At 72.3% G+C, this 17592-nt stretch carries 20 protein-coding genes; 8 read left to right on the top strand and 12 right to left on the bottom strand.

Annotated elements, in window-relative coordinates; all coding sequences use genetic code 11:
• The first annotated feature begins 168 nt into the window (after positions 1-168).
• The 5 genes from V4Y03_RS00550 to V4Y03_RS00530 all read left to right on the top strand — a co-directional run bounded on the left by V4Y03_RS00550 (position 169) and on the right by V4Y03_RS00530 (position 4756).
• Positions 169-957 carry a polysaccharide deacetylase family protein gene (locus V4Y03_RS00550; protein WP_317875295.1) on the top strand — a complete coding sequence of 263 codons (789 nt, stop codon included), beginning with the start codon at positions 169-171 and terminating at the stop codon, positions 955-957.
• A 435-nt stretch (positions 958-1392) separates the two neighbouring features.
• Positions 1393-2106, top strand: coding sequence for a hypothetical protein (locus tag V4Y03_RS00545; protein WP_332433494.1), 714 nt, complete (start codon positions 1393-1395; stop codon positions 2104-2106).
• The gene (locus V4Y03_RS00540) at positions 2103-2474 is read left to right on the top strand and encodes a peptidase inhibitor family I36 protein (RefSeq protein ID WP_317875297.1); all 372 of its coding nucleotides are present in this window, start codon (positions 2103-2105) and stop codon (positions 2472-2474) included. The genes V4Y03_RS00545 and V4Y03_RS00540 overlap by 4 nt, the downstream gene beginning before the upstream one ends.
• A gap of 104 nt (positions 2475-2578) precedes the next feature.
• Positions 2579-4186, top strand: a complete 1608-nt coding sequence (locus V4Y03_RS00535) for a helix-turn-helix transcriptional regulator (protein ID WP_332433493.1) — start codon at positions 2579-2581, stop codon at positions 4184-4186.
• A complete protein-coding gene (locus V4Y03_RS00530) occupies positions 4187-4756 on the top strand; it encodes a transcriptional regulator (RefSeq protein WP_332433492.1) in 570 nt (189 codons plus the stop codon).
• A gap of 64 nt (positions 4757-4820) precedes the next feature.
• On the opposite strand, the gene V4Y03_RS00525 is transcribed toward V4Y03_RS00530, so the two are convergent.
• From V4Y03_RS00525 to V4Y03_RS00495, 7 genes are all read right to left on the bottom strand, one after another.
• Positions 4821-5540: a rod shape-determining protein MreC gene (locus tag V4Y03_RS00525; RefSeq protein WP_317875300.1), complete on the bottom strand. Its 720-nt coding sequence runs from the start codon at positions 5538-5540 to the stop codon at positions 4821-4823.
• A 188-nt stretch (positions 5541-5728) separates the two neighbouring features.
• Entirely contained in the window at positions 5729-6916 is a 1188-nt protein-coding gene (locus tag V4Y03_RS00520; RefSeq protein ID WP_317875301.1) for a globin domain-containing protein, read from the bottom strand.
• A 111-nt stretch (positions 6917-7027) separates the two neighbouring features.
• Positions 7028-7471, bottom strand: coding sequence for an RrF2 family transcriptional regulator (locus tag V4Y03_RS00515; protein WP_332433491.1), 444 nt, complete (start codon positions 7469-7471; stop codon positions 7028-7030).
• 36 nt (positions 7472-7507) lie between these two features.
• A complete protein-coding gene (locus V4Y03_RS00510) occupies positions 7508-8470 on the bottom strand; it encodes a hypothetical protein (RefSeq protein WP_332433490.1) in 963 nt (320 codons plus the stop codon).
• A gap of 36 nt (positions 8471-8506) precedes the next feature.
• Positions 8507-8908, bottom strand: coding sequence for an SHOCT domain-containing protein (locus V4Y03_RS00505; protein WP_332433489.1), 402 nt, complete (start codon positions 8906-8908; stop codon positions 8507-8509).
• 117 nt (positions 8909-9025) lie between these two features.
• Positions 9026-9475 (bottom strand): peroxiredoxin, encoded by a 450-nt coding sequence (locus V4Y03_RS00500; RefSeq protein ID WP_317875305.1) that lies wholly within the window; start codon positions 9473-9475, stop codon positions 9026-9028.
• Positions 9476-9578: 103 nt separating this feature from the next.
• Positions 9579-10199 (bottom strand): PadR family transcriptional regulator, encoded by a 621-nt coding sequence (locus V4Y03_RS00495; RefSeq protein ID WP_332433488.1) that lies wholly within the window; start codon positions 10197-10199, stop codon positions 9579-9581.
• Positions 10200-10378: 179 nt separating this feature from the next.
• Here V4Y03_RS00495 and V4Y03_RS00490 point away from each other — a divergent pair, with 179 nt between their 5' ends.
• The 3 genes from V4Y03_RS00490 to V4Y03_RS00480 all read left to right on the top strand — a co-directional run bounded on the left by V4Y03_RS00490 (position 10379) and on the right by V4Y03_RS00480 (position 12745).
• Positions 10379-10864 (top strand): SRPBCC family protein, encoded by a 486-nt coding sequence (locus V4Y03_RS00490; protein ID WP_332433487.1) that lies wholly within the window; start codon positions 10379-10381, stop codon positions 10862-10864.
• Positions 10865-11055: 191 nt separating this feature from the next.
• Positions 11056-12420 carry a L,D-transpeptidase gene (locus V4Y03_RS00485; protein ID WP_332433486.1) on the top strand — a complete coding sequence of 455 codons (1365 nt, stop codon included), beginning with the start codon at positions 11056-11058 and terminating at the stop codon, positions 12418-12420.
• Positions 12421-12436: 16 nt separating this feature from the next.
• Complete coding sequence (locus tag V4Y03_RS00480; RefSeq protein ID WP_332433485.1) at positions 12437-12745, top strand: CU044_2847 family protein; 309 nt, start codon at positions 12437-12439, stop codon at positions 12743-12745.
• Positions 12746-12773: 28 nt separating this feature from the next.
• Here the strand turns inward: V4Y03_RS00480 and V4Y03_RS00475 are convergent, their stop codons facing one another.
• The 5 genes from V4Y03_RS00475 to V4Y03_RS00455 form a co-directional block, all read right to left on the bottom strand.
• The gene (locus V4Y03_RS00475) at positions 12774-13277 is read right to left on the bottom strand and encodes a threonine/serine exporter family protein (RefSeq protein ID WP_332433484.1); all 504 of its coding nucleotides are present in this window, start codon (positions 13275-13277) and stop codon (positions 12774-12776) included.
• Positions 13278-13420: 143 nt separating this feature from the next.
• Entirely contained in the window at positions 13421-14236 is an 816-nt protein-coding gene (locus V4Y03_RS00470) for an ABC transporter permease (protein ID WP_332433483.1), read from the bottom strand.
• A 22-nt stretch (positions 14237-14258) separates the two neighbouring features.
• A complete protein-coding gene (locus tag V4Y03_RS00465; protein WP_332433482.1) occupies positions 14259-15206 on the bottom strand; it encodes an ABC transporter permease in 948 nt (315 codons plus the stop codon).
• An 8-nt stretch (positions 15207-15214) separates the two neighbouring features.
• A complete protein-coding gene (locus V4Y03_RS00460; protein ID WP_332433481.1) occupies positions 15215-16414 on the bottom strand; it encodes an ABC transporter substrate-binding protein in 1200 nt (399 codons plus the stop codon).
• A gap of 45 nt (positions 16415-16459) precedes the next feature.
• Positions 16460-17497, bottom strand: a complete 1038-nt coding sequence (locus V4Y03_RS00455; protein WP_332433480.1) for an ABC transporter ATP-binding protein — start codon at positions 17495-17497, stop codon at positions 16460-16462.
• Positions 17498-17592 lie beyond the last annotated feature (95 nt).

Raw genomic sequence — 17592 nt, 5'->3', positions numbered from 1 at the left:
GAGCGGACGGGCGCCGTCCGGGGTTCAGATGTGCCCGTGTGCGGTCGGCGACCCCCGCCGACGCCCCCGGTATACACCGTATGTAGAGTGCCTGTTCGGCCGTTCTCGCCGCCCTGACCAGGCGGTTTTTTCGGCTGTACCGAAGACACCGCGGGGAAGGCAGGTTTCATGACGTTCCGATCCAGGCTGGGCCGACGAAGGGGACCGGCCGTCGCGCTGCTTGCCGCCGCCTCGCTGATGCTGACGCTCGGCGGCTGCGGGATGGAGACCGTCACCCCGAAGGACGCCCGGGGCGAGGGCGGAGCCGATGACAAGGCGGGGGCCCCGGCTCGCCGGGTCGACTGCGCGAAGGTCAAGTGCATCGCGCTGACCTTCGACGCGGGTCCGGGCAAGGACACCCCCCGGCTCCTCGACATCCTCAAGGAGAAGCAGGTCCCCGCGACCTTCTTCCTGCTCGGCAGCAAGCACGTCGACCGCTACCCCCAGGTCGTCAAGCGCATCGCCGACGAGGGGCACGTGGTCGCCAACCACACCTGGACCCATCGGATCCTGACCGACCTCGACGAGGCGCAGGTCCGCGACGAGCTGTCCCGGACCCAGGACGCCGTCGAGAAGATCACCGGCCGCAAGCCCACGCTCATGCGCCCTCCGCAGGGCCGCACCGACGACACCGTGTCCGACGTCAGCCGGGAACTGGGACTCGCGCAGATCCTCTGGAGCATCACCGCCAAGGACTACTCCACCACCGACTCGAACCTCATACGGCAGCGCGTGCTGGAGCAGGCGCACGGCGACGGCATCATCCTGCTGCACGACATCTACGACGGTACGGTCCCGGCCGTCCCCTCGATCATCGACGAGCTCAAGCGGCGAGGCTTCACCTTCGTGACGGTGCCGGAGCTCCTCGCCCCCGGCAAGGCCGAGCCGGGCGCCGTCTACCGGCCCGAGAAGGACTGACGAGACCCGCCGAAATCGGGTGAGGCGGCTCACACCGCCCACGCGGGCACGCTCGGAACATTCGGGAAACATTCGTCGTTCCTACTTATGTGACTGCGAAGGGGCCCGGTCCCCAAGGTCCCCCCCAGAGGTGACCGCCCTCCGCGTCACGGCGATCGGCCCCGGTTGGAATCCCCCGTCCAACCGGGGCTCAGTCGTTTCCAGGGAGTCTCCGACCCTGTGTACGGCACTCCGCTCGCTCCTCGTGGCACTCCGCTCGCGTGACCCCTGCCCGGTGGTACGAGTACGGCGCCCGAGGGGCGCGCGCTCCGGCGCGTTCGACCCGTTCGAGTGAGGTCCCGCATGGTGGCGGTCGCCTCGGGCAGTGATCATCCCGAGCCGCCGATCCGAACCTCGTGCGGCCGCTCCGACCAGGGACGATCCAAGGGGGACCCGATGCTCCGAGTGACCTCACGCACCCGCCACGCCCTGCTGACCGCAGCCGCCGCGCTCCTGCTGTCCGGCTGCGCCACGGTCTCCCCCGGAACCCCCGCCACCCCCGCCGTACCCTCCGGCACGGCGGCCCAGAACGCCCTTCTCAAAGCGGCCGAGCATCGGCTCGTCGTCGATTGCCTCGACGAACGGGGCCTCGCCCTCACGGCCCGGCCCCGCGCCCCGGACGAGGACAGGACCCTGCAAGCGGCGCTCTTCGGCGCCGGCCCGCAGGAACTCTCCCTGACCCTCGCCACCGGCGCCACCGTCACCGCCCACTCCGACGGTTGCCTCGCCGCCGCCCGCCAGCGGCTGTACGGCGACCAGCGCCGCTGGTTCCGGGCCCAGGTCACCGTCGACAACCTCCGGGCCGAGGCCCAGGCCCGGATGCGCGACGACCCCGCCCACCGCGCGGCACTCGCCCGCTGGACGCAGTGCGTCACCCCACCGGGGCGACCGCGCCCCGACCGGCCGGACCCGGCCGTCGCCACCCGCTGCGACCGCGAGAGCGGACTGGGCGCCGTCCGAGCCCGCCTGGAGGCCGCCGAGCTGACCACGGTGCGCGCCCTGCACCGCGAGGAGCTCACCACCTACCGGCAGCTGCGCGACCGCGCACTGCTGCGGGCAGTCGAACTGCCCGCGCCCACTCACCCGCAGAAAGGCATCAGCCACTCGTGAAGCGATTCCTCGCCACCGCCGCCGCGGCACTGCTCGCCACGACCGCCGGACTCGCCCTCGCCACCTCCGCGGGGGCGGCCGATTGCCCCAGCGGCGAGTTCTGCGTCTGGCAGGACGCCAATTTCAGCGGCCAGCGCGCCAACTGGAGCGGAGACGACGGCTGGTGGGAGAGCTGGATCTCCGACACCGACTCCTCCTGGGCCAACCACGGCATCTCCGGCCCCGGCATCAAGGACCACGTCAAGGTCTACGAGAGCGCCTGGCAGGGCGGCAGCACGACCATCTGTCTCGCCCCGGGCCAGGAGGTCGGCTACGACGGCGCCGCCAATGACCGAGGCGATTCCCACACCTGGTCCATGGGCTGCTGACCGACCCACGCCGCCACCCCACCCACCCCTCCCCGCAACCGCCGACGCTGCGGGGCGACGGGTAGGGTGGCGGACGTGGAGCGGGTTGTGGAGGCGGGGCGGCAGTGAAGGACTTCGACGCGGTCGACGCACTCCTCGCGGGCGTCGCACCGGAGGCGGAACTGCCCGCCCCCGAGGAGCGGGTACGGCTGCGGGAGACCGCGCGACTGACCAAGGCGCAGGTGGCCCGTGCGCTCGGCGTCAGCCCGACGACCCTGGCCGCCTGGGAAGCGGGTCGCGAGCCTGCCGGGGAGACCAGGACGCGGTACGCCTACCTGCTCGACGGCCTCAGCGCCAAGCTCGACGCACCCGCCGACGAACCGGCGCCCCCGGACCCGACCCCGCCATCGTCCCCGACCCCGTTCTCGGTTCCGGCGTCGCCGTCAGTGGAGGTCGCTACGGGGCCGGCGGGCGGGGTCGCCGAGGGTGACGAGCTCGCCGTACCTCAACCGTGTGTCCTGTGCGGACACCCGGCCCGTCATGAGGTCGAGGGATTCGCACAGCACCTCGATCCCGCGGAGTGCGGTGGCGCCGCTCCGACCCCGCGCGACCGCGAGGGCGGTGAGCCCGCGCAGACCCCCGGCGACCGTGAAGGCGGTGAGTCCGCATCGCCTCCCGGCGGCCGTGAGCGGCCCGAGCGGGCCCGTTCGCAGGGCAAGCGTTTCGAGCGGGAGCGGCCCAAGGCGGACCGGGCGGCTTCGGCGGCGCGTCTGCGGGCTTTCCAGGAGCCCGCGCCCACCCCGTTGGGGACGGTGCAGGAGGCCGTCCGGGAGGCGCTGGTGCGGCACGGCGGTGACACCGAGGCGGCGACCGCGGACCTCGTGCGTACCGCCATCCCCGACGCCATGGCGTTGCTCGACATGTGCCGCACGGGGGCCCGCTACGAGATCGTCGGGCACCCTCCGCTGCCCGGCATTCTGCGGAAGAAGACCTCCCGGGGAGCCGACGAGGTCTGGGAGGCGCGGCCCAAGTGGACGCGTCCGGCGCTGCCGGCCGGACCGCAGGAGATCACGGCCCTCGACATCAACGGCGCCTATCTCAGCGCCCTCAAGACGCATCTGCCGCTCGGCGCCCTCGAACACCACACGGGCGGCGTGCACGACCGGCGGCGGGCCGGGGTCCATCTCGTCACCCCGCCCGACTGGCAGCACGGCGAACACCTCCCCAACCCGCTCGGGTCCCGCGACGAACCGGGCCCGCTCTGGATCACCGAGCCGACCCTCCGACTCCTCCTGCGGCTGTCCTCGCCCGCGTACGGGCTGTGCGAACCGCCCGTCGTCCACGAGTCCTTCACCTCCGGGGCCACCGAGAACCTTCTGGAGAAGTTCCGCAACACGCTCCGTGACGCCCGGGCCGCCGCGCTCGTTTCCGAGGACGAGGTCACACTGGAGTACGTGAAGGCGATGTACTCCAAGTTCGTCGCCACCATGGGGGAGTCGAACTTCAACCGGGAGCTGTACCGACCCGACTGGATGCACATCATCCGCTCCCAGGCCTTCGCCAATCTCTGGACAAAGGCCTACAAGGCGTACGAGGGCGGGCTGACCGTCGTCCGCGCGATGGGCACCGACGAGCTGCACGTCATCGGCGACTGGCGGCGGGTCTTCCCCGAGGGCCGGGGCGTGTCCGAAGTGAAGGTCAAGGACGTCTACACGGCGCAGGAGGAGGGCTGAGTGCCCGAGTACACCCATGACTTCGGCCACTACGGTGCCCGTGGCATCAAGGGCAGCGAGGCGGCCGCGCGTCAGCTCGACCGGCTCGTCGAGGGCATCGCCTCACCGGTGACCAGCCGACGCGGTCTCCTCGCCCGGCTGCACTACCTGAACAGGTCCCCGCACGCGCTGCGGCAGGCGAAGGAGGCCGGGCTCAGAGCGAGCGACCGCACGCTCAGGGCCTGGCTCGCCGAGGAGCGCCGGCCCAACCGGGCCAATCTCGACCGGATCGACGTCGCCTACTGGTCGGTGCGCCGGCTCAACGTCGCGCGCTACCTCCTCGCCCGGCTGAACTCCCGAGGCGGTACGCGCGTCGAGTTGCATCCCCTCAACCAGTCCCAGGTGGCCCAGCCGCACCAGCGGGTCCTTGGCTTCAGGACGCTGAACATCCGTCAGTGGGACCGGATCGTGGCCGCCTGGGTCGCCGGGGACGAGCGCGCCCTCGACGACGCCTGGATCGACCAGATCGCCGATCTCGGGTCCGACTGGGGCAAGTACGAGTACGTGAGCAACCTCGGCTTCGCCGCCTGAGGCGAAGCCGAGGCCGGGCTTCCGAGGCCGGGCTTCCGCGGTCGGGCGGCGGACGGCCCGGGGGTCAGGTTCGGGGGACGGCGCCCGTCGGGTGGCGTAGGGCGGAGGTCAGCATCAGGCCGGCGCCTCGGACCACGCTGGTCGACGGGTCGTTCGCCAGGCGGATTCGGGCGCGGAGGAGATGCGCGAGGCGGCCGGTCACGTCGAGACGCAGTGCGCCGCCGCCCGTGACCAGAACGCCACGCCGCAGCGCCCCGCGTACCGCGCCCGTGCGGTCGCGTCGCCACAGGTCGCTCACCATGTCCGCGGCCGTTCCGGCGACCGATTCCGGCACGCCGCCCGAAGCCGGGAGGTCGTCGACCCCCACCTCGGCCAGCCGGGCGTCCTCGACGAGGCCGTCCACGACGAGGGTGACCTCGGTCAGTTGCGCGCCGAGGTCGACCACGAGCAGCGGGCCGCCGCCGGCCGGGGCGGCGTAGGCCGCCGCGGCGCGGGCGCTGTCGACCGCGATGACCCGCGCCGGACCGAGGGCGTCCACCAGTCGCCGCGCCGCCGCCCGTTCCTCGGGGGCGGCGAGCACGGGATGGGTCAGCATCACGACGGTGTCGTGCCCGTCGCCGCCCGGAGCCGAGGCGGTGAGCCGACGGAGCAGCTGGAGCTGGGAGTCCGACCCGGTCACGCGCCCACGCCGGACCGGACCGCTCGGCACGTCCGCGAAGACCCCCGCACCCGGCGCCCAGGCGCGGGTCCTGGAGCTGCCGATGTCGAGGGCGATGCCCCGCACCGGCCGCTTCGTGGCCCCGCCACCGTCTGCTGAAACGAACGATCCCATCACTTCCGTCGCTTCCGTCCATCCGCCACGGACCCGCTGATTGCGAGGTCGAATACCGCCCTCACTATGCAGTATCCGTGGCGGTAGCGCCATGACGCTTGGGGATCGAAGGGCTTGCCGGAACCCTGTGAGGGGGTGGGTCAGCTCTCGGCGCCCAGCCACAGGTCGGGTCCGAACACCTCGTAGTGGATGTCGGCGGCGGGGGTTCCCCGCCCGACGAGGTCGCCGCGGACCGTGCGGAGGAAGGGGAGGGGGCCGCAGAGGTACGCGGTCGTGCCGGCCGGCAGGTCGAGCGCGGTGACGTCGGCGCGGCCGGTTCGGGCGCCGGAGTCGCCCGGCTCCTCGTACCAGAGGTGCAGCGCCGCCTGCGGCAGCGAGTCCACGAGGCCGCGGAGTTCGGCGGCGTGGGCGTGCGAGTCCGGGGTCCGGTCGGCATGCACGACCACGACGGGGCGGGTCGAGCCGGTGGCCGCGAGGTGGTCGAGCATGGCCAGCATCGGCGTGCTGCCGATTCCGGCGGAGGCGAGCAGCAGGGGGCCGTCGCCCTCGGGCAGGACGAGGTCGCCGAACGGGGCGGAGACCTCCACGGTGTCCCCGGTGCGGGCGTGGGCGTGCAGCCAGGAGGACACCTCGCCCGCCGGGTCGCCGTCGACGCGCTTGACGGTGATCCGCCACTGCGGGTGGCCGGGAGCGGCGGACAGGCTGTACTGGCGGATCTGCCGGGCGCCGTCGGGCAGGGTGACCTGGACGCTGACGTACTGGCCGGGCCGGAACGCGGCCGTGGGGGTCCCGTCGGTGTGGCGCAGGACGAAGGAGACCGTGTCGGCCGTCTCCTCACGTCGCTCGGCGATCTCCATCGACCGCCAGACCTGGCCCTCGGCGACCCCGGCCTCCTGGTAGAGCCGGGCCTCGACGGCGATCAGGGCGTTCGCCATCAGCCAGTACACCTCGTCCCAGGCGCTGGCGACCTCCGGGGTCACCGCCTCGCCGAGCACCTCGACGATGGCGGCGAAGAGGTGCTCGTGCACCACCTTGTACTGCTCGGACGTGACGCCGAGCGAGGCGTGCTTGTGCGCGATCCGGGACAGCATGACGTCGGGCCGGGCGTCCGGGTGCTCGAGGAGTGCGCCGGCGAACGCGGCTATGGAGCCCGCGAGCGCCTGCCGCTGCTCGCCGCTGGCCTGGTTGCCGCGGTTGAACAGGTCGCGGAGAAGTTCGGGGTGGGCGGCGAAGAGCCTCCCGTAGAACCGCTCGGTGATCTGGTCGAGAGCGCCGCCGACGGCGGGCAGGGTGGCGCGGACGACGGGGACGGCCTGTTCGGACAGCATGACAACTCTCAATCTGGTAGATGATCTACCTATTTAAAGCTGAGGGTAGCGAACCGACGGGATGACGACTCGGAGGATCAGGGGGAGAGGGGCTTCGGGGCCCCCGGGATCTCAGGGGGAAGGGCGTGGGCTGAGCGAGATCAGCAGCGGGCCGGTGGGGGACCTCACCAGCTCCGCCACGGTGAGCGGATCGAGCGCCCGGTAGAAGGCCTCCTGTGCCTCACGCAGTGCCCCGCGCAGCCGGCACGCGGAGCGCAGTGGGCACGGTGGGTCGCCCTCGCAGGCGACGACCTCCTCGTCACCCTCCAGGGTGCGGGCCAGCCAGCCCACCGAGGAATGCCGTCCCCGCTCCGTCAGGGCCAGGCCGCCGCCGCGGCCCCGCCGCGCCTCGACCACGCCGAGGTGCTGAAGCCGGGTCACCACCTTCGCCATGTGGGCGTAGGGCACGTCCATCGACTCCGCCACCTCGCGGGTGGTGACGGATTCCTCCGGAGCGGTGACCGCCAGGCGCATCACGGCACGGAGCGCCAGGTCGGTGAACTTTGTCAGCCTCACACCGTGACCGTATCAAAGAGGTATGCGGCATACGCATTAAGGGGTGGGCTCCTGGCTCCGCCGCCGCTTGCGGCGCCGCCAGTGCCACCAGCCGCCGGTGATCAGGCAGCCGCTGGTGAGGACGATCCCGAGTACGGGCCACTGCCCACCCGCGATCCGGATGTCCGTGGCGAGCACCAGGAACAGGGCGACGGCCGGCAGCATCAGTGAACCCAGCGCGCGCAGGCCCGACATCGCGAGGGCCGGGTCGACCCGCAGGCCGCGCGGGGAGCGGGGGGAGCGCGTACCGGGTTCGTCGATGTAGAAGACCGCGGCCCTGTCCAGCAGCCGGGTGGTGGCCCGCTGGTACGAGACGGCCATGTACGGCAGCCAGACCAGCGGGGCGACCAGGCCGACCAGGAACACGACGCCGAGCAGCGCCCACCGGCCGATCCGGGTGAACCGCCCGACGGGCTCCTCATCGGGGGTCAGCAGCCCGAGCAGCCGGGCCATGCGCGAGGTCAGCTCCCAGAGGGCGGCCGTCCTCGTCCGGCCGCCCCGCCGAGGTGCCGTGCGCTCGCCCCCGGCCGGCTCCAGCGCGGCGCGGGCAGCCCCGGTTTCCGCGTAGACGCCCTGCAGGACGAGCAGTTCGGCCGCCCGTTCCGGGTCCGTGGCGTCCAGGCCCTCGACGGCGGCGAGTTCGAGCACCGTCCGTGCCTGGGAGAGCAGGGCGGCGCAGAACGCGAACGGCACGAGGAGCAGGAAGGGCCCGCCCACGAACGCCCCTTCCGCCGTCACCGACCGGCGCCCCCGGGTCACGACCATGACCCGCAGGGCGGCGGCGTCGGCCTCGGGGTGGTCCGAGCGGAGACGGGCGACGGTGGCAGCCGCACTCGGACCCGTACGGCGCAACGCGAAGGACGCGAGCGACTCCGGGAGTCTGCCGGGCTCCGTGAGGGCTTCCCTCAGCAGGGAGCCCGCGAGCCCGGCGGCCGGTGCCGCCCGCGCCCTCTTCCGCACGTCGGTGCGCGCTCCTTCCGAACCGCCTCGACGGCGTCAGGCCAGGACCTTGGCCTTCGCCTTGTCGAACTCCTCGGGAGTGATCGCGCCCTTGTCCCTCAGCTCGGCGAGCCGGGCCAGTTCGTCGGTGGGACTCGTCGCGCCGCCGCCCTGGCTTCCGGCGGTCTTGCGGATGTAGTCCTGGAACGCGGCCTCGCTCGCCTTGGCCTGCTTGACGTCACGCTGGCCCATGCTCCTGCCCCGGGCGATGACGTAGATCAGCACGCCGATGTACGGGAGCACGATGCAGAGGACCAGCCAGCCGGCCTTGGCCCAGCCGTTGAGGGAGTGGTCCCGGAAGATGTCGGTGATCACCTTGAACAGCAGGAACAACCACATGATCCAGAGGAAGAACCACAGCATGGTCCAGAAGAGGTTGAGGAGGGGGTAGTCGTCCATTCCTGCACACTCCGATCCCACGCCGGCCGGGAGCGACCGGGCGTTTCAGCGAGTCTCGCCCAGACCCGCCGCCGCCGCATGTCGTGCGGCGGGGGCCGGACCCGGGGGAGACGGCGCTCAGGGTGTGCGGAGTGCGGCCAGTGCCCGGTCGGCGTGCGCGCTCATCCGCAGTTCGCTGCGCACGACCTCCCGTACCCGCCGGTCCTGGCCGATCACGAACGTGACCCGCTTCGTCGGCGCGAGCGAGAATCCGCGCTTCACCCCGAACCGGTCACGCACGGCACCGTCCGGGTCGGACAGCAGCGGGTACCCGAGGGAGTGCCGCTCGGTGAACTCCCGCTGCCGCTCGACCGCGTCCGAGCTGATCCCCACGGGCAGCGCCCCGACGGCCCGGAACTCGGCCGCGAGATCCCGGAAGTGGCAGGCCTCGGCCGTGCACCCGGGGGTCATCGCCGCCGGGTAGAAGAAGAGGACGACCGGCCCCTCGGCGAGCAGCCCGGTCAGGGAGCGCGGGGCGCCCGTCTCGTCCGGAAGGGTGAAGTCCTCCACGAGGTCACCGATGTTCATCGCGGCCCGTCCCCGATCATTCCTGGTGCGCCGCCGGTGTGTCCGGTGGCCGGCCGGTGACGCTACCGCAGAGTAGGGGCGGCCGCATCCATTCGGGCGACGCTCAGGCCTGCCGCGCGGCGACTCCGCCCCGTGTGGCGGCTCCGTCCTGCGCCGCGGCCCGGCCGCGCGCCTCCGCACGCCGGTCGAGCACCGCGAGGGCACGCTCGCCCCAGCGCAGGTTCTCCTCCTCGAAGTACCGGCCGCGCATGAGTGTGAGGTAGGGGCCCACCCGCTCGGCCTCGTCGAGGTACGTGTCCTCGTCCCGGCCGTTCAGCATCCACTCCCGCAGCCGGTCGTAGCGCGCCAGCTTCGCCCGCGCCGTCTCCATCCGCTGGGCCACGAACTCGCGGACCGCCTTGGTGTCGCCCTCGTCGCAGGCCTGCACCTGGACCATCAGCTCGTCCCGTACGGCGCTGGGGCGCGGAGGCGTCGACGTGTAGGCGGCGAGATCCCGCCGTCCGGGCTCCGTGAGGCTGAACATCCGCTTGTTGGGGCGCCGTTCCTGCTCCACCACGCGGGCCGTGATCAGACCGGCCACCGCGAGCCGGTCCAGCTCGCGGTAGAGCTGCTGCGGGGTGGCGGCCCAGAAGTTGGCGACGGACACGTCGAAGATCTTGGCCAGGTCGTATCCGGAGGCCTCGCCCTCCAGGAGAGCTGCGAGGACGGCGTGCTTGAGGGACATCCGGACACGCTAGCAGCACGTTGAATAGTTTCCTCCGCACCTAATCAACCGCCGTTCCGCGGGTCGGACAGGGGTCGGACGGGAGTCCTACGCTGGCACGTCCGTCCGCCGCCTGCCTAGGCTGGATGCAGGGGACGGCAGATCCGCGGGGCGGGACGGCAGATCCGAGGGGCAGCGCGATGGACAGCGACACGTTCGTCTACACCACCTACATCCGGACCACCCCCGACGAGCTGTGGAAGGCGCTCACCGACCCGGAGTCCACCCGCCGGTTCTGGGGCGTGGCCTTCGAGACGGAGTGGACCCCCGGCGCCCCCATGGTCTGGGACGAGGGCGGCCGCAGGACCGCCGACCCCGAGCAGGTCGTCCTCGAGGCCGAGCCCGGCCGCCTCCTCTCGTACACCTGGCACACCTTCACCCCGGAATGGGCGGAGGCCGTGCGCCTCGGACGGGATGTGTACGAGCGCCTCGCCCGCGAGCGCCGGTCGCGGGTGACCTTCGTGATCGAGCCCTCCGGCGACACGGTCAAACTGACGGTGACCCACGACGACCTGGAGGCCGACGGCTTGATGAAGGGGCTGATCGGCGAGGGCTGGCCCGCGCTGGTGTCCAGCCTCAAGTCCCTGCTGGAGACCGGCGAGGAGCTCCCGGAGCCGCCCCGCTGACCCCTCGCGGCTGGTTCCCCGCCGCCGCCCTGCTGGTCCCCGGCCGCTGATCCATTCGAGTCGTCTCGCCCACGAGTCCGCCGCCACGCCCGACGCCTTGATCATCTTTTCCTCCTCTCATCCGATTTGATGCTCCGGTCGGCAACGGCCGCCGACATCGTCGTACGGAAACGGAAGGGGAGGTGTCCTACGTGTCGTCACGCAGATACGTACGGGGGTGGGGAGCGCTGTCCTTCGCGGTGGGAGCCGTTCTCGTCGGTACGGCGGCGCAGTCGCCGCAGTCCGGCCCGGACGCACGGCCCGCCGCGGGCCCGTCGGCCACCGCCGTCGTCTCCGTGGACGGCTGCGCCGCCGGCGGCCTGTGCTCCGCGCCCCGGCACACCCTCGCGCTCGGCGGCGGCCCCGTCCTCACCGCGCGGCCGTTCACCCTGGACCCCCGGGCGTCGGGGCCCGTGGAACTCGCCCTGCGGAGCCCGGGCGTGTTCGCCGACGTCACCGTCACCGACCACCGTGGACGGCGCGTCGCCGGCGCGCCGAGCGCCGACGGAAGCCGGTGGACCAGTGCCGCGCCGCTGCCCGCGGGAAGCCGGTTCGCCGCCCGCCTCGTCGTCGAGCGGGCCGACCCGGCGGGCCCGCTCCGGCACGTCGCCCGGCTGGACTTCCGTACCGTCGCCGCTTCCGCCGGGGCCCGGCTCACCGTCGCCTTCGGGCCGGACGACGGCGGGACGTACGGAGTCGGGCAGCCGGTCACCGCCGAACTCAGCCACCCCGTGCCGGCCGACGCCCCCGAGGCCCGGCGTGTCGTCGAGCGCGCCCTGGACGTACGGACGGAACCCCACGTCGAGGGCTCCTGGTACTGGGTCGACTCCGCCACCCTCCACTACCGGCCCCGCCACTACTGGCACGCGCGCACCACGGTCCGGGTCCGCAGCGGTCTCGAAGGGGCCTGGATCACCGGCGGTCTCTACGGTGGCCGCTCGAAGCCCCTGACCTTCACCACCGGGGCGCGGATCGAGGCCGTCACCGACATCGCCGCCCATGAGATGACCGTGTTCCGCGACGGCCGTCCTCTCCGTACCCTGCCGGTCACCACCGGCAAGGCCGGCTACCGCACCCGCGGCGGCACCAAGGTCGTCCTCGGCAAGGAACCCATGGTCCGGATGCGCGGCGACTCCATCGGTATCGCCCGCGACAGCAGCGACTTCTACGATCTGAAGGTCCGTTGGGCCACCCGGGTGACGTGGAGCGGGGAGTACCTGCACGCCGCCCCCTGGTCGCTCGACGCGCAGGGCAGCGAGAACGTCAGCCACGGCTGCACCGGCATGAGCACCGAGGACGCGGCCTGGCTTTTCGGCACCGTCCGCGAGGGCGACCTCGTGCGCGTCGTCAACGGCTACGGCGAACCCATGACCCCCTTCGGCAACGGCTTCGGCGACTGGAACCTCAACTGGCCCGAGTGGCGGCGCGGCAGCGCCTTCGGCCCCGGCGCCCTCGACACGGGCGCCGCCCGGCCGCGCTCCGCGACGGCCGCGACCGTCCTGCGCCCGGCCCTCTGAACCACCAGGAGTTTCGATGACCGACATCACCCGGGTCGACCTCGGCGACGGCACCCTCTTCGTGGAGGCACGGCGGATCGGCCCCGACGCGGAACTCGAAGGGATCGGTGGTCGTACGCCCGACCTGTCGGCGGTCACCCGGGCCCTCTCCTCCTTCGCCGCACAGATCGGAGACGCGCTCCACCAGGCGGCCCCGGACCGGGCGACCGTCGAGTTCGGCTGCCAACTGGGCGTGGACGCGGGCGTGCTCACCGCGCTCGTCGTCCAGGGCAGCGCGACCGCGAGCCTGCGCGTGACCCTCGAATGGGTGAAGCAGGACCGCTGAGGCGGGCGACCCCGTCCGCACATGCCCCTCAGGGCCCAGCAGGTGATTCCGGAGTCTCCGCCGCCGGTTCGGGTGCGGTCGGGGTCGACGCCGGGGCGGGCTCCCCGATGCTCAGCCGGGGGCGCCGCTGGAGGCCCGCGCCCACCAGGACGCCCACCCAGGGCGCCCCGGCGCCGAGCGGATCGGCCGCGGGGCCGGACGACGGGCGCGGGTTCAGGAGTTCGGTGCCGATCAGGATGCCCAGGGCGAGCGGGAACAGCACGTTCGCGGCGCCGGCCAGCCGGGCGATGCCCGAGAGCGCGGCGCCGGTGGCGAGTTCGATCGCGCCGAGCGTCAGCGCCGCACCCGGCAGGAAGGCGATCAGCGGCGGTACGTACAGGACGGAGGGCGCCTCGTGGAGCAGTGGGCCCGCCCAGCGCAGCGACGCCGTGGTGACGAGGATCGCGGCGACCACCGGCAGGGCGGTACGGGCCGACGGTTCCTCCGCCGCGCCGCCGGAGCCGCAGGGTGGCGGCCCGCCGGGTGAGGGCACGCGCTCCAATACGGAGCAAAGGGCGCATTCGGGAAAACTGGCAGTGCGAGGAGCCCCGCACCCGACAGCGCCTCACACCCGGCGCTCCCGCCCGCAGGCCGCTCACACCTGCCCGCGCCTCACAACCCGGCGCAGCTCGCGCCTCACACCCTTCCCCCGCCCGCCGTCTCCGAGGAGAGCCGCTGTGCCGCGTAGATCGGCACCACCGACAGCAGGACCAGTACCGCGGCCACCACGTTGACCACCGGGGCCTGCTGAGGGCGGGTCATGTTGTTGAAGATCCACACGGGCAGGGTCTCCAGGCCAGGACCGGCCGTGAACGTCGTCACCACGATCTCGTCGAAGGACAGCGCGAAGGCCAGCAGCCCGCCCGCCAGGAGCGCCGACCGCAGCAGCGGGAAGGTCACGTCCCAGAAGGCGCGGAAGGTGTGCGCCCCGAGGTCCATTGCCGCCTCCTCGTACGAGCCCGGGAGCCGCCGCAGCCGGGCCACCACGTTGTTGAAGACCACCACGATGCAGAAGGTCGCGTGGCCCACCACCACCGTGAACATCCCGAGGCCCACCCCGAGCGGCTCCAGGACCGTGCCGAAGGCCGAGTTGAGCGCGATGCCCGTCACGATGCCGGGCAGTGCGATCGGCAGGACCACCGCGAAGGAGACGGCCTCGCGCCCGAAGAAGGTGTACCGCTGGACCGCGAAGGCGATGAGCGTGCCGAGCACCAGCGCCACCGCCGTCGCCGCCAGTCCGGCCCTGACCGAGGTCCAGAGCGCCGCCCGCGCGCCCTCGTTGTCCCAGGCGGCCGCCCACCAGTCGAGCGTGAGGCCGGGCGGCGGCCAGCTCGCCGACCGGTCCGGGTTGAACGAGCCGAGCAGTACGAGCAGCAGCGGCAGGTAGATCGCCGTGAGGACGAGCCCGGCGGCGGTGCGCAGCGCGATCCGCGCGGGACGGGAGAGGTTCATCGGTCGGGGTCCTTCCGGCCGGTCACAGACTGCGCAGCGCACCGGAGCGCCGCACCGCGAGCAGGTACACCACGATCACGGCGACCGGCACGGTGCCGAGCGCGGCCGCCAGTGGCAGGTTCAGGGTGACGTTGGAGTAGACGAGGTTGCCGAGCAGTTGGGTCTTGCCGCCGACGATCTGCACCGTGATGTAGTCGCCCAGGCTCAGCGAGAAGGTGAAGACGGACCCGGCGGCGACCGCCGGCCACACCAGCGGGAGCACCACCGAGAGGAAGGTCCGTCCGTTCCTCGCCCCCAGGTCGGCCGAGGCGTGCAGCAGGTTCTCCGGCAGCTGGACGAGCGCCGTGTGGATCGGCAGCACCATGTACGGCAGCCAGAGGTACGTCAGGACGAGCACCGTGGCCGTCAGGCCGTACCCCGGCCCGCTCAGGCCGAAGGGGCGCAGCGCCCAGTCCAGCGGGCCGCCCTCGGAGAGGATCAGCCGCCAGGCGTACACCTTCACCAGGTAGCCCGCCCAGAGCGGCGTGAGCAGCGCTACCACGAGCAGCGGGCGGCGGCGCGGGTGCGCCACGCGGGCGGTGTAGAAGGCGAGCGGGAAGGCGAGGACGGCGCAGAGCGCGGTCACGCCGAGGGCGACGCCGACGGTCCGCAGGGCGACGGTCCGGTACACGGGCGAGGTGACCAGTTCCTCGAAGTTCCGCGAGGTCCAGATCCGTACGACCTCCGAGGTGAAGCTGTCGGTCGTCCAGAACGCGGAGAGGAAGAGGGCGGCGAGCGAGCCGAGATAGGCGAGGACCAGCCAGAGCAGCGGCGCGGTGAGCAGCGCCGCGAGCCGCAGCCGGGGCCGCCGGTGCAGGGCCCCGGCGAACCGCCGGACGGCGCCGGCGGTCCGCTTCGTTCCGGCGGCTCCTGGGGCTCCGGCGGGGGACTCCGGGGAGAGCCGGGGGGAGAGCGGGGAGAGCGCGGTCATGGGACGGGTCAGCCCTTGATCTCGGTCCAGGCCTGGACCCACTTGGCGTACGGCACGCAGCGGGCGTCCGTCCGGCCGTCGAGGCACTGCTCGATCGGCGTCGTCCAGAAGTGGACCCGCTTCCAGTACGTCTCGTCGGCGGCGTGGAAGACGGTGCAGTGGTTCTTGTCGGCCGTCTCGGCGCAGGACTTGGCGTTGGCCGGGGCCTCGCCGAAGTACTCGGCGACCTGGGCGTTGGTCTTCGGCGAGACGATCCAGTCGAGCCACTTGTAGGCGCAGGCCGGGTGCTTGGCCTCGGCCGAGACCATCCAGGTGTCGGACCAGCCGGTGGAGCCCTCCTTCGGCAGCACCGCCTCGGTCTTCGCCCCCTCCGCCTTGGCGAGGTTGGCGATGACCTGCCAGCTGGTCCCGACGACGGAGTCGCCGCTCTTGAAGGCGGAGATCTCCTTGAGGTAGTCGCTCCAGTACTCGCCGACGTGCTTGTTCTGCTCCTTGAGCAGGGCGACGGCGGCGTCGAACTGCTTCTGGTCCAGGGCGTAGGGGTTGGTGATCCCCAGCTCGGGCTTGGTCGCCTTGAGGTACAGCGCCGCGTCCGCGAGGTAGATGGGGGAGTCGTACGCGGTGACCTTGCCGCTGTGCGCCGAGGCCTTGTCGAAGACGGCGGACCAGGAGTCGGGGGCCGGCTTCACCTTCTCGGTGTCGTACATGAGGAGGTTGGCGCCCCGGCCGTGCGGGATGCCGTAGGCGACTCCCTTGACGGAGTTCCAGTCCTTGTTCTTGAGCCCGGCGAAGACGTCGGCGTAGTTCGGTACGAGCGCGGTGTTGACCGGTGCGGCGTCGCCGGAGGCGATGAGCCTGAGCGAGGCGTCGCCGGAGGCGGAGACGGCGTCGTACGCGCCGGTCTTCATCAGCGAGACCATCTCGTCGGAGGTCGCCGCCGTCTTGGCGTTCACCCGGCAGCCGGTCTGCTTCTCGAAGGCGCTGACCCAGTCGACCTTCGGATCGTTGGAGCCGTCCTCGACGTATCCGGCCCAGGCGATCAGGTTGACCTCGCCCTCGGCCTTGCCGAGCGAGGTCGGTGCCTTCAGGTCCGGCGGGTTGAGACCGCCGGACCCACCGGAGCCGGCCGGGTCGGCCGAGCCGCAGGCGGTGAGGAGGAGCAGACCGGAGACGGCGGCTGCGGTCAGGAGGGAACGGTGCGGGCGCACGTGATGCTCCGTGGGGTGAGGGGGACGGGGGGTTCGACGGGTGCGTTACGCGTTGTCCGGTACGCGCACGGCGTGGTGCGGCTGCCAGCTGAGGCCCACCCGGGCGCCCCGGAAGGCGGCGAGGTCGGCGGAGGAGGTCTCCAGGTTCTGCTGGAGCGCGGTGAGCCGCCCGCCCGCGTCCAGGTCCACCAGGAAGCGGGTGGAGTCGCCCAGGTAGACGACCTCGGCGACGGTGCCGGCGGCGGTCGCGAGCCCGGGGGTGCCGGGGGCCTTCGGATCGGTCAGTACGCGGATCTTCTCGGGGCGGATGCTGTACGTCCCCGGCGACCCGACGAGGCGCCGGGCGGTGTCGCCGCTCAGCAGGTTGGAGGTGCCGACGAAGCCGGCCACGAACGGGGTGCCGGGGCGCTCGTAGATATCGGCCGGGGCGGCGACCTGCTCGATCCGGCCCTGGTGGAAGACGGCGATGCGGTCGCTCATGGTCAGGGCCTCCTCCTGGTCGTGGGTGACGAACACGAAGGTGATGCCGACCTCCCGCTGGATCTGCTTGAGCTCGACCTGCATCCGCTCCCGGAGCTTCAGGTCGAGTGCGCCCAGCGGCTCGTCGAGCAGCAGCACACGGGGGCGGCCGACGAGCGCGCGTGCCAGGGCGACGCGCTGGCGCTGGCCGCCGGACAGCTCGGCCGGCCTGCGCCGGCCGAGACCTTCGAGTCCCACGCGGGTGAGGGAGGCGCGGGCCCGCACCAGGCGTTCGGCGCGGGGGACCCCCCGCACCTTGAGCCCGTAGGCGACGTTCTGCTCCACCGTCATATGGGGGAAGAGGGCGTAGTCCTGGAAGACGGTGTGCACGTCCCGCTCGAAGGGGGCGAGCCGGGTGACGTCCCGGCCGGCCAGCTCGACGGTGCCCGCGCTCGGGGCCTCGAAGCCGGCGATCATCCGCAGGACGGTCGTCTTCCCCGAGCCGGAGGGGCCCAGCATCGAGAAGAACTCGCCGTCGGCGATCTCCAGGTCCACACCGGCCACGGCTTGCGTGCTGCCGTAGGTCTTGCGCAGTCCCGTCAGCCGGATCGCCATTCCCTCCATGGGCGGGAACCTTTCTGGTGCGGTGGAGCGTTGCTCGGGCGTGGGCGTAAACATATGAAGTCATAGTTCAAATCTCAAGACCCCTTTAAGGTAAA

It is taken from the genome of Streptomyces sp. P9-A4, from assembly GCF_036634195.1.
Lineage (GTDB): Bacteria > Actinomycetota > Actinomycetes > Streptomycetales > Streptomycetaceae > Streptomyces.
The sequence above is the reverse complement of the archived record's forward strand: the minus strand, read 5'-3'. Positions and strand labels throughout refer to the sequence as shown.

Coding starts and splice junctions, on each gene's coding strand:
- V4Y03_RS00500 (WP_317875305.1), bottom strand. CDS start 9,475: ATGAACATCGGTGACCTCGTGGAGGACTTCACCCTTCCGGACGAGACG.
- V4Y03_RS00465 (WP_332433482.1), bottom strand. CDS start 15,206: ATGACCGCGCTCTCCCCGCTCTCCCCCCGGCTCTCCCCGGAGTCCCCC.
- V4Y03_RS00520 (WP_317875301.1), bottom strand. CDS start 6,916: ATGCTGTCCGAACAGGCCGTCCCCGTCGTCCGCGCCACCCTGCCCGCC.
- V4Y03_RS00470 (WP_332433483.1), bottom strand. CDS start 14,236: ATGAACCTCTCCCGTCCCGCGCGGATCGCGCTGCGCACCGCCGCCGGG.
- V4Y03_RS00545 (WP_332433494.1), top strand. CDS start 1,393: ATGCTCCGAGTGACCTCACGCACCCGCCACGCCCTGCTGACCGCAGCC.
- V4Y03_RS00495 (WP_332433488.1), bottom strand. CDS start 10,199: ATGTCCCTCAAGCACGCCGTCCTCGCAGCTCTCCTGGAGGGCGAGGCC.
- V4Y03_RS00480 (WP_332433485.1), top strand. CDS start 12,437: ATGACCGACATCACCCGGGTCGACCTCGGCGACGGCACCCTCTTCGTG.
- V4Y03_RS00455 (WP_332433480.1), bottom strand. CDS start 17,497: ATGGAGGGAATGGCGATCCGGCTGACGGGACTGCGCAAGACCTACGGC.
- V4Y03_RS00505 (WP_332433489.1), bottom strand. CDS start 8,908: ATGGACGACTACCCCCTCCTCAACCTCTTCTGGACCATGCTGTGGTTC.
- V4Y03_RS00550 (WP_317875295.1), top strand. CDS start 169: ATGACGTTCCGATCCAGGCTGGGCCGACGAAGGGGACCGGCCGTCGCG.
- V4Y03_RS00490 (WP_332433487.1), top strand. CDS start 10,379: ATGGACAGCGACACGTTCGTCTACACCACCTACATCCGGACCACCCCC.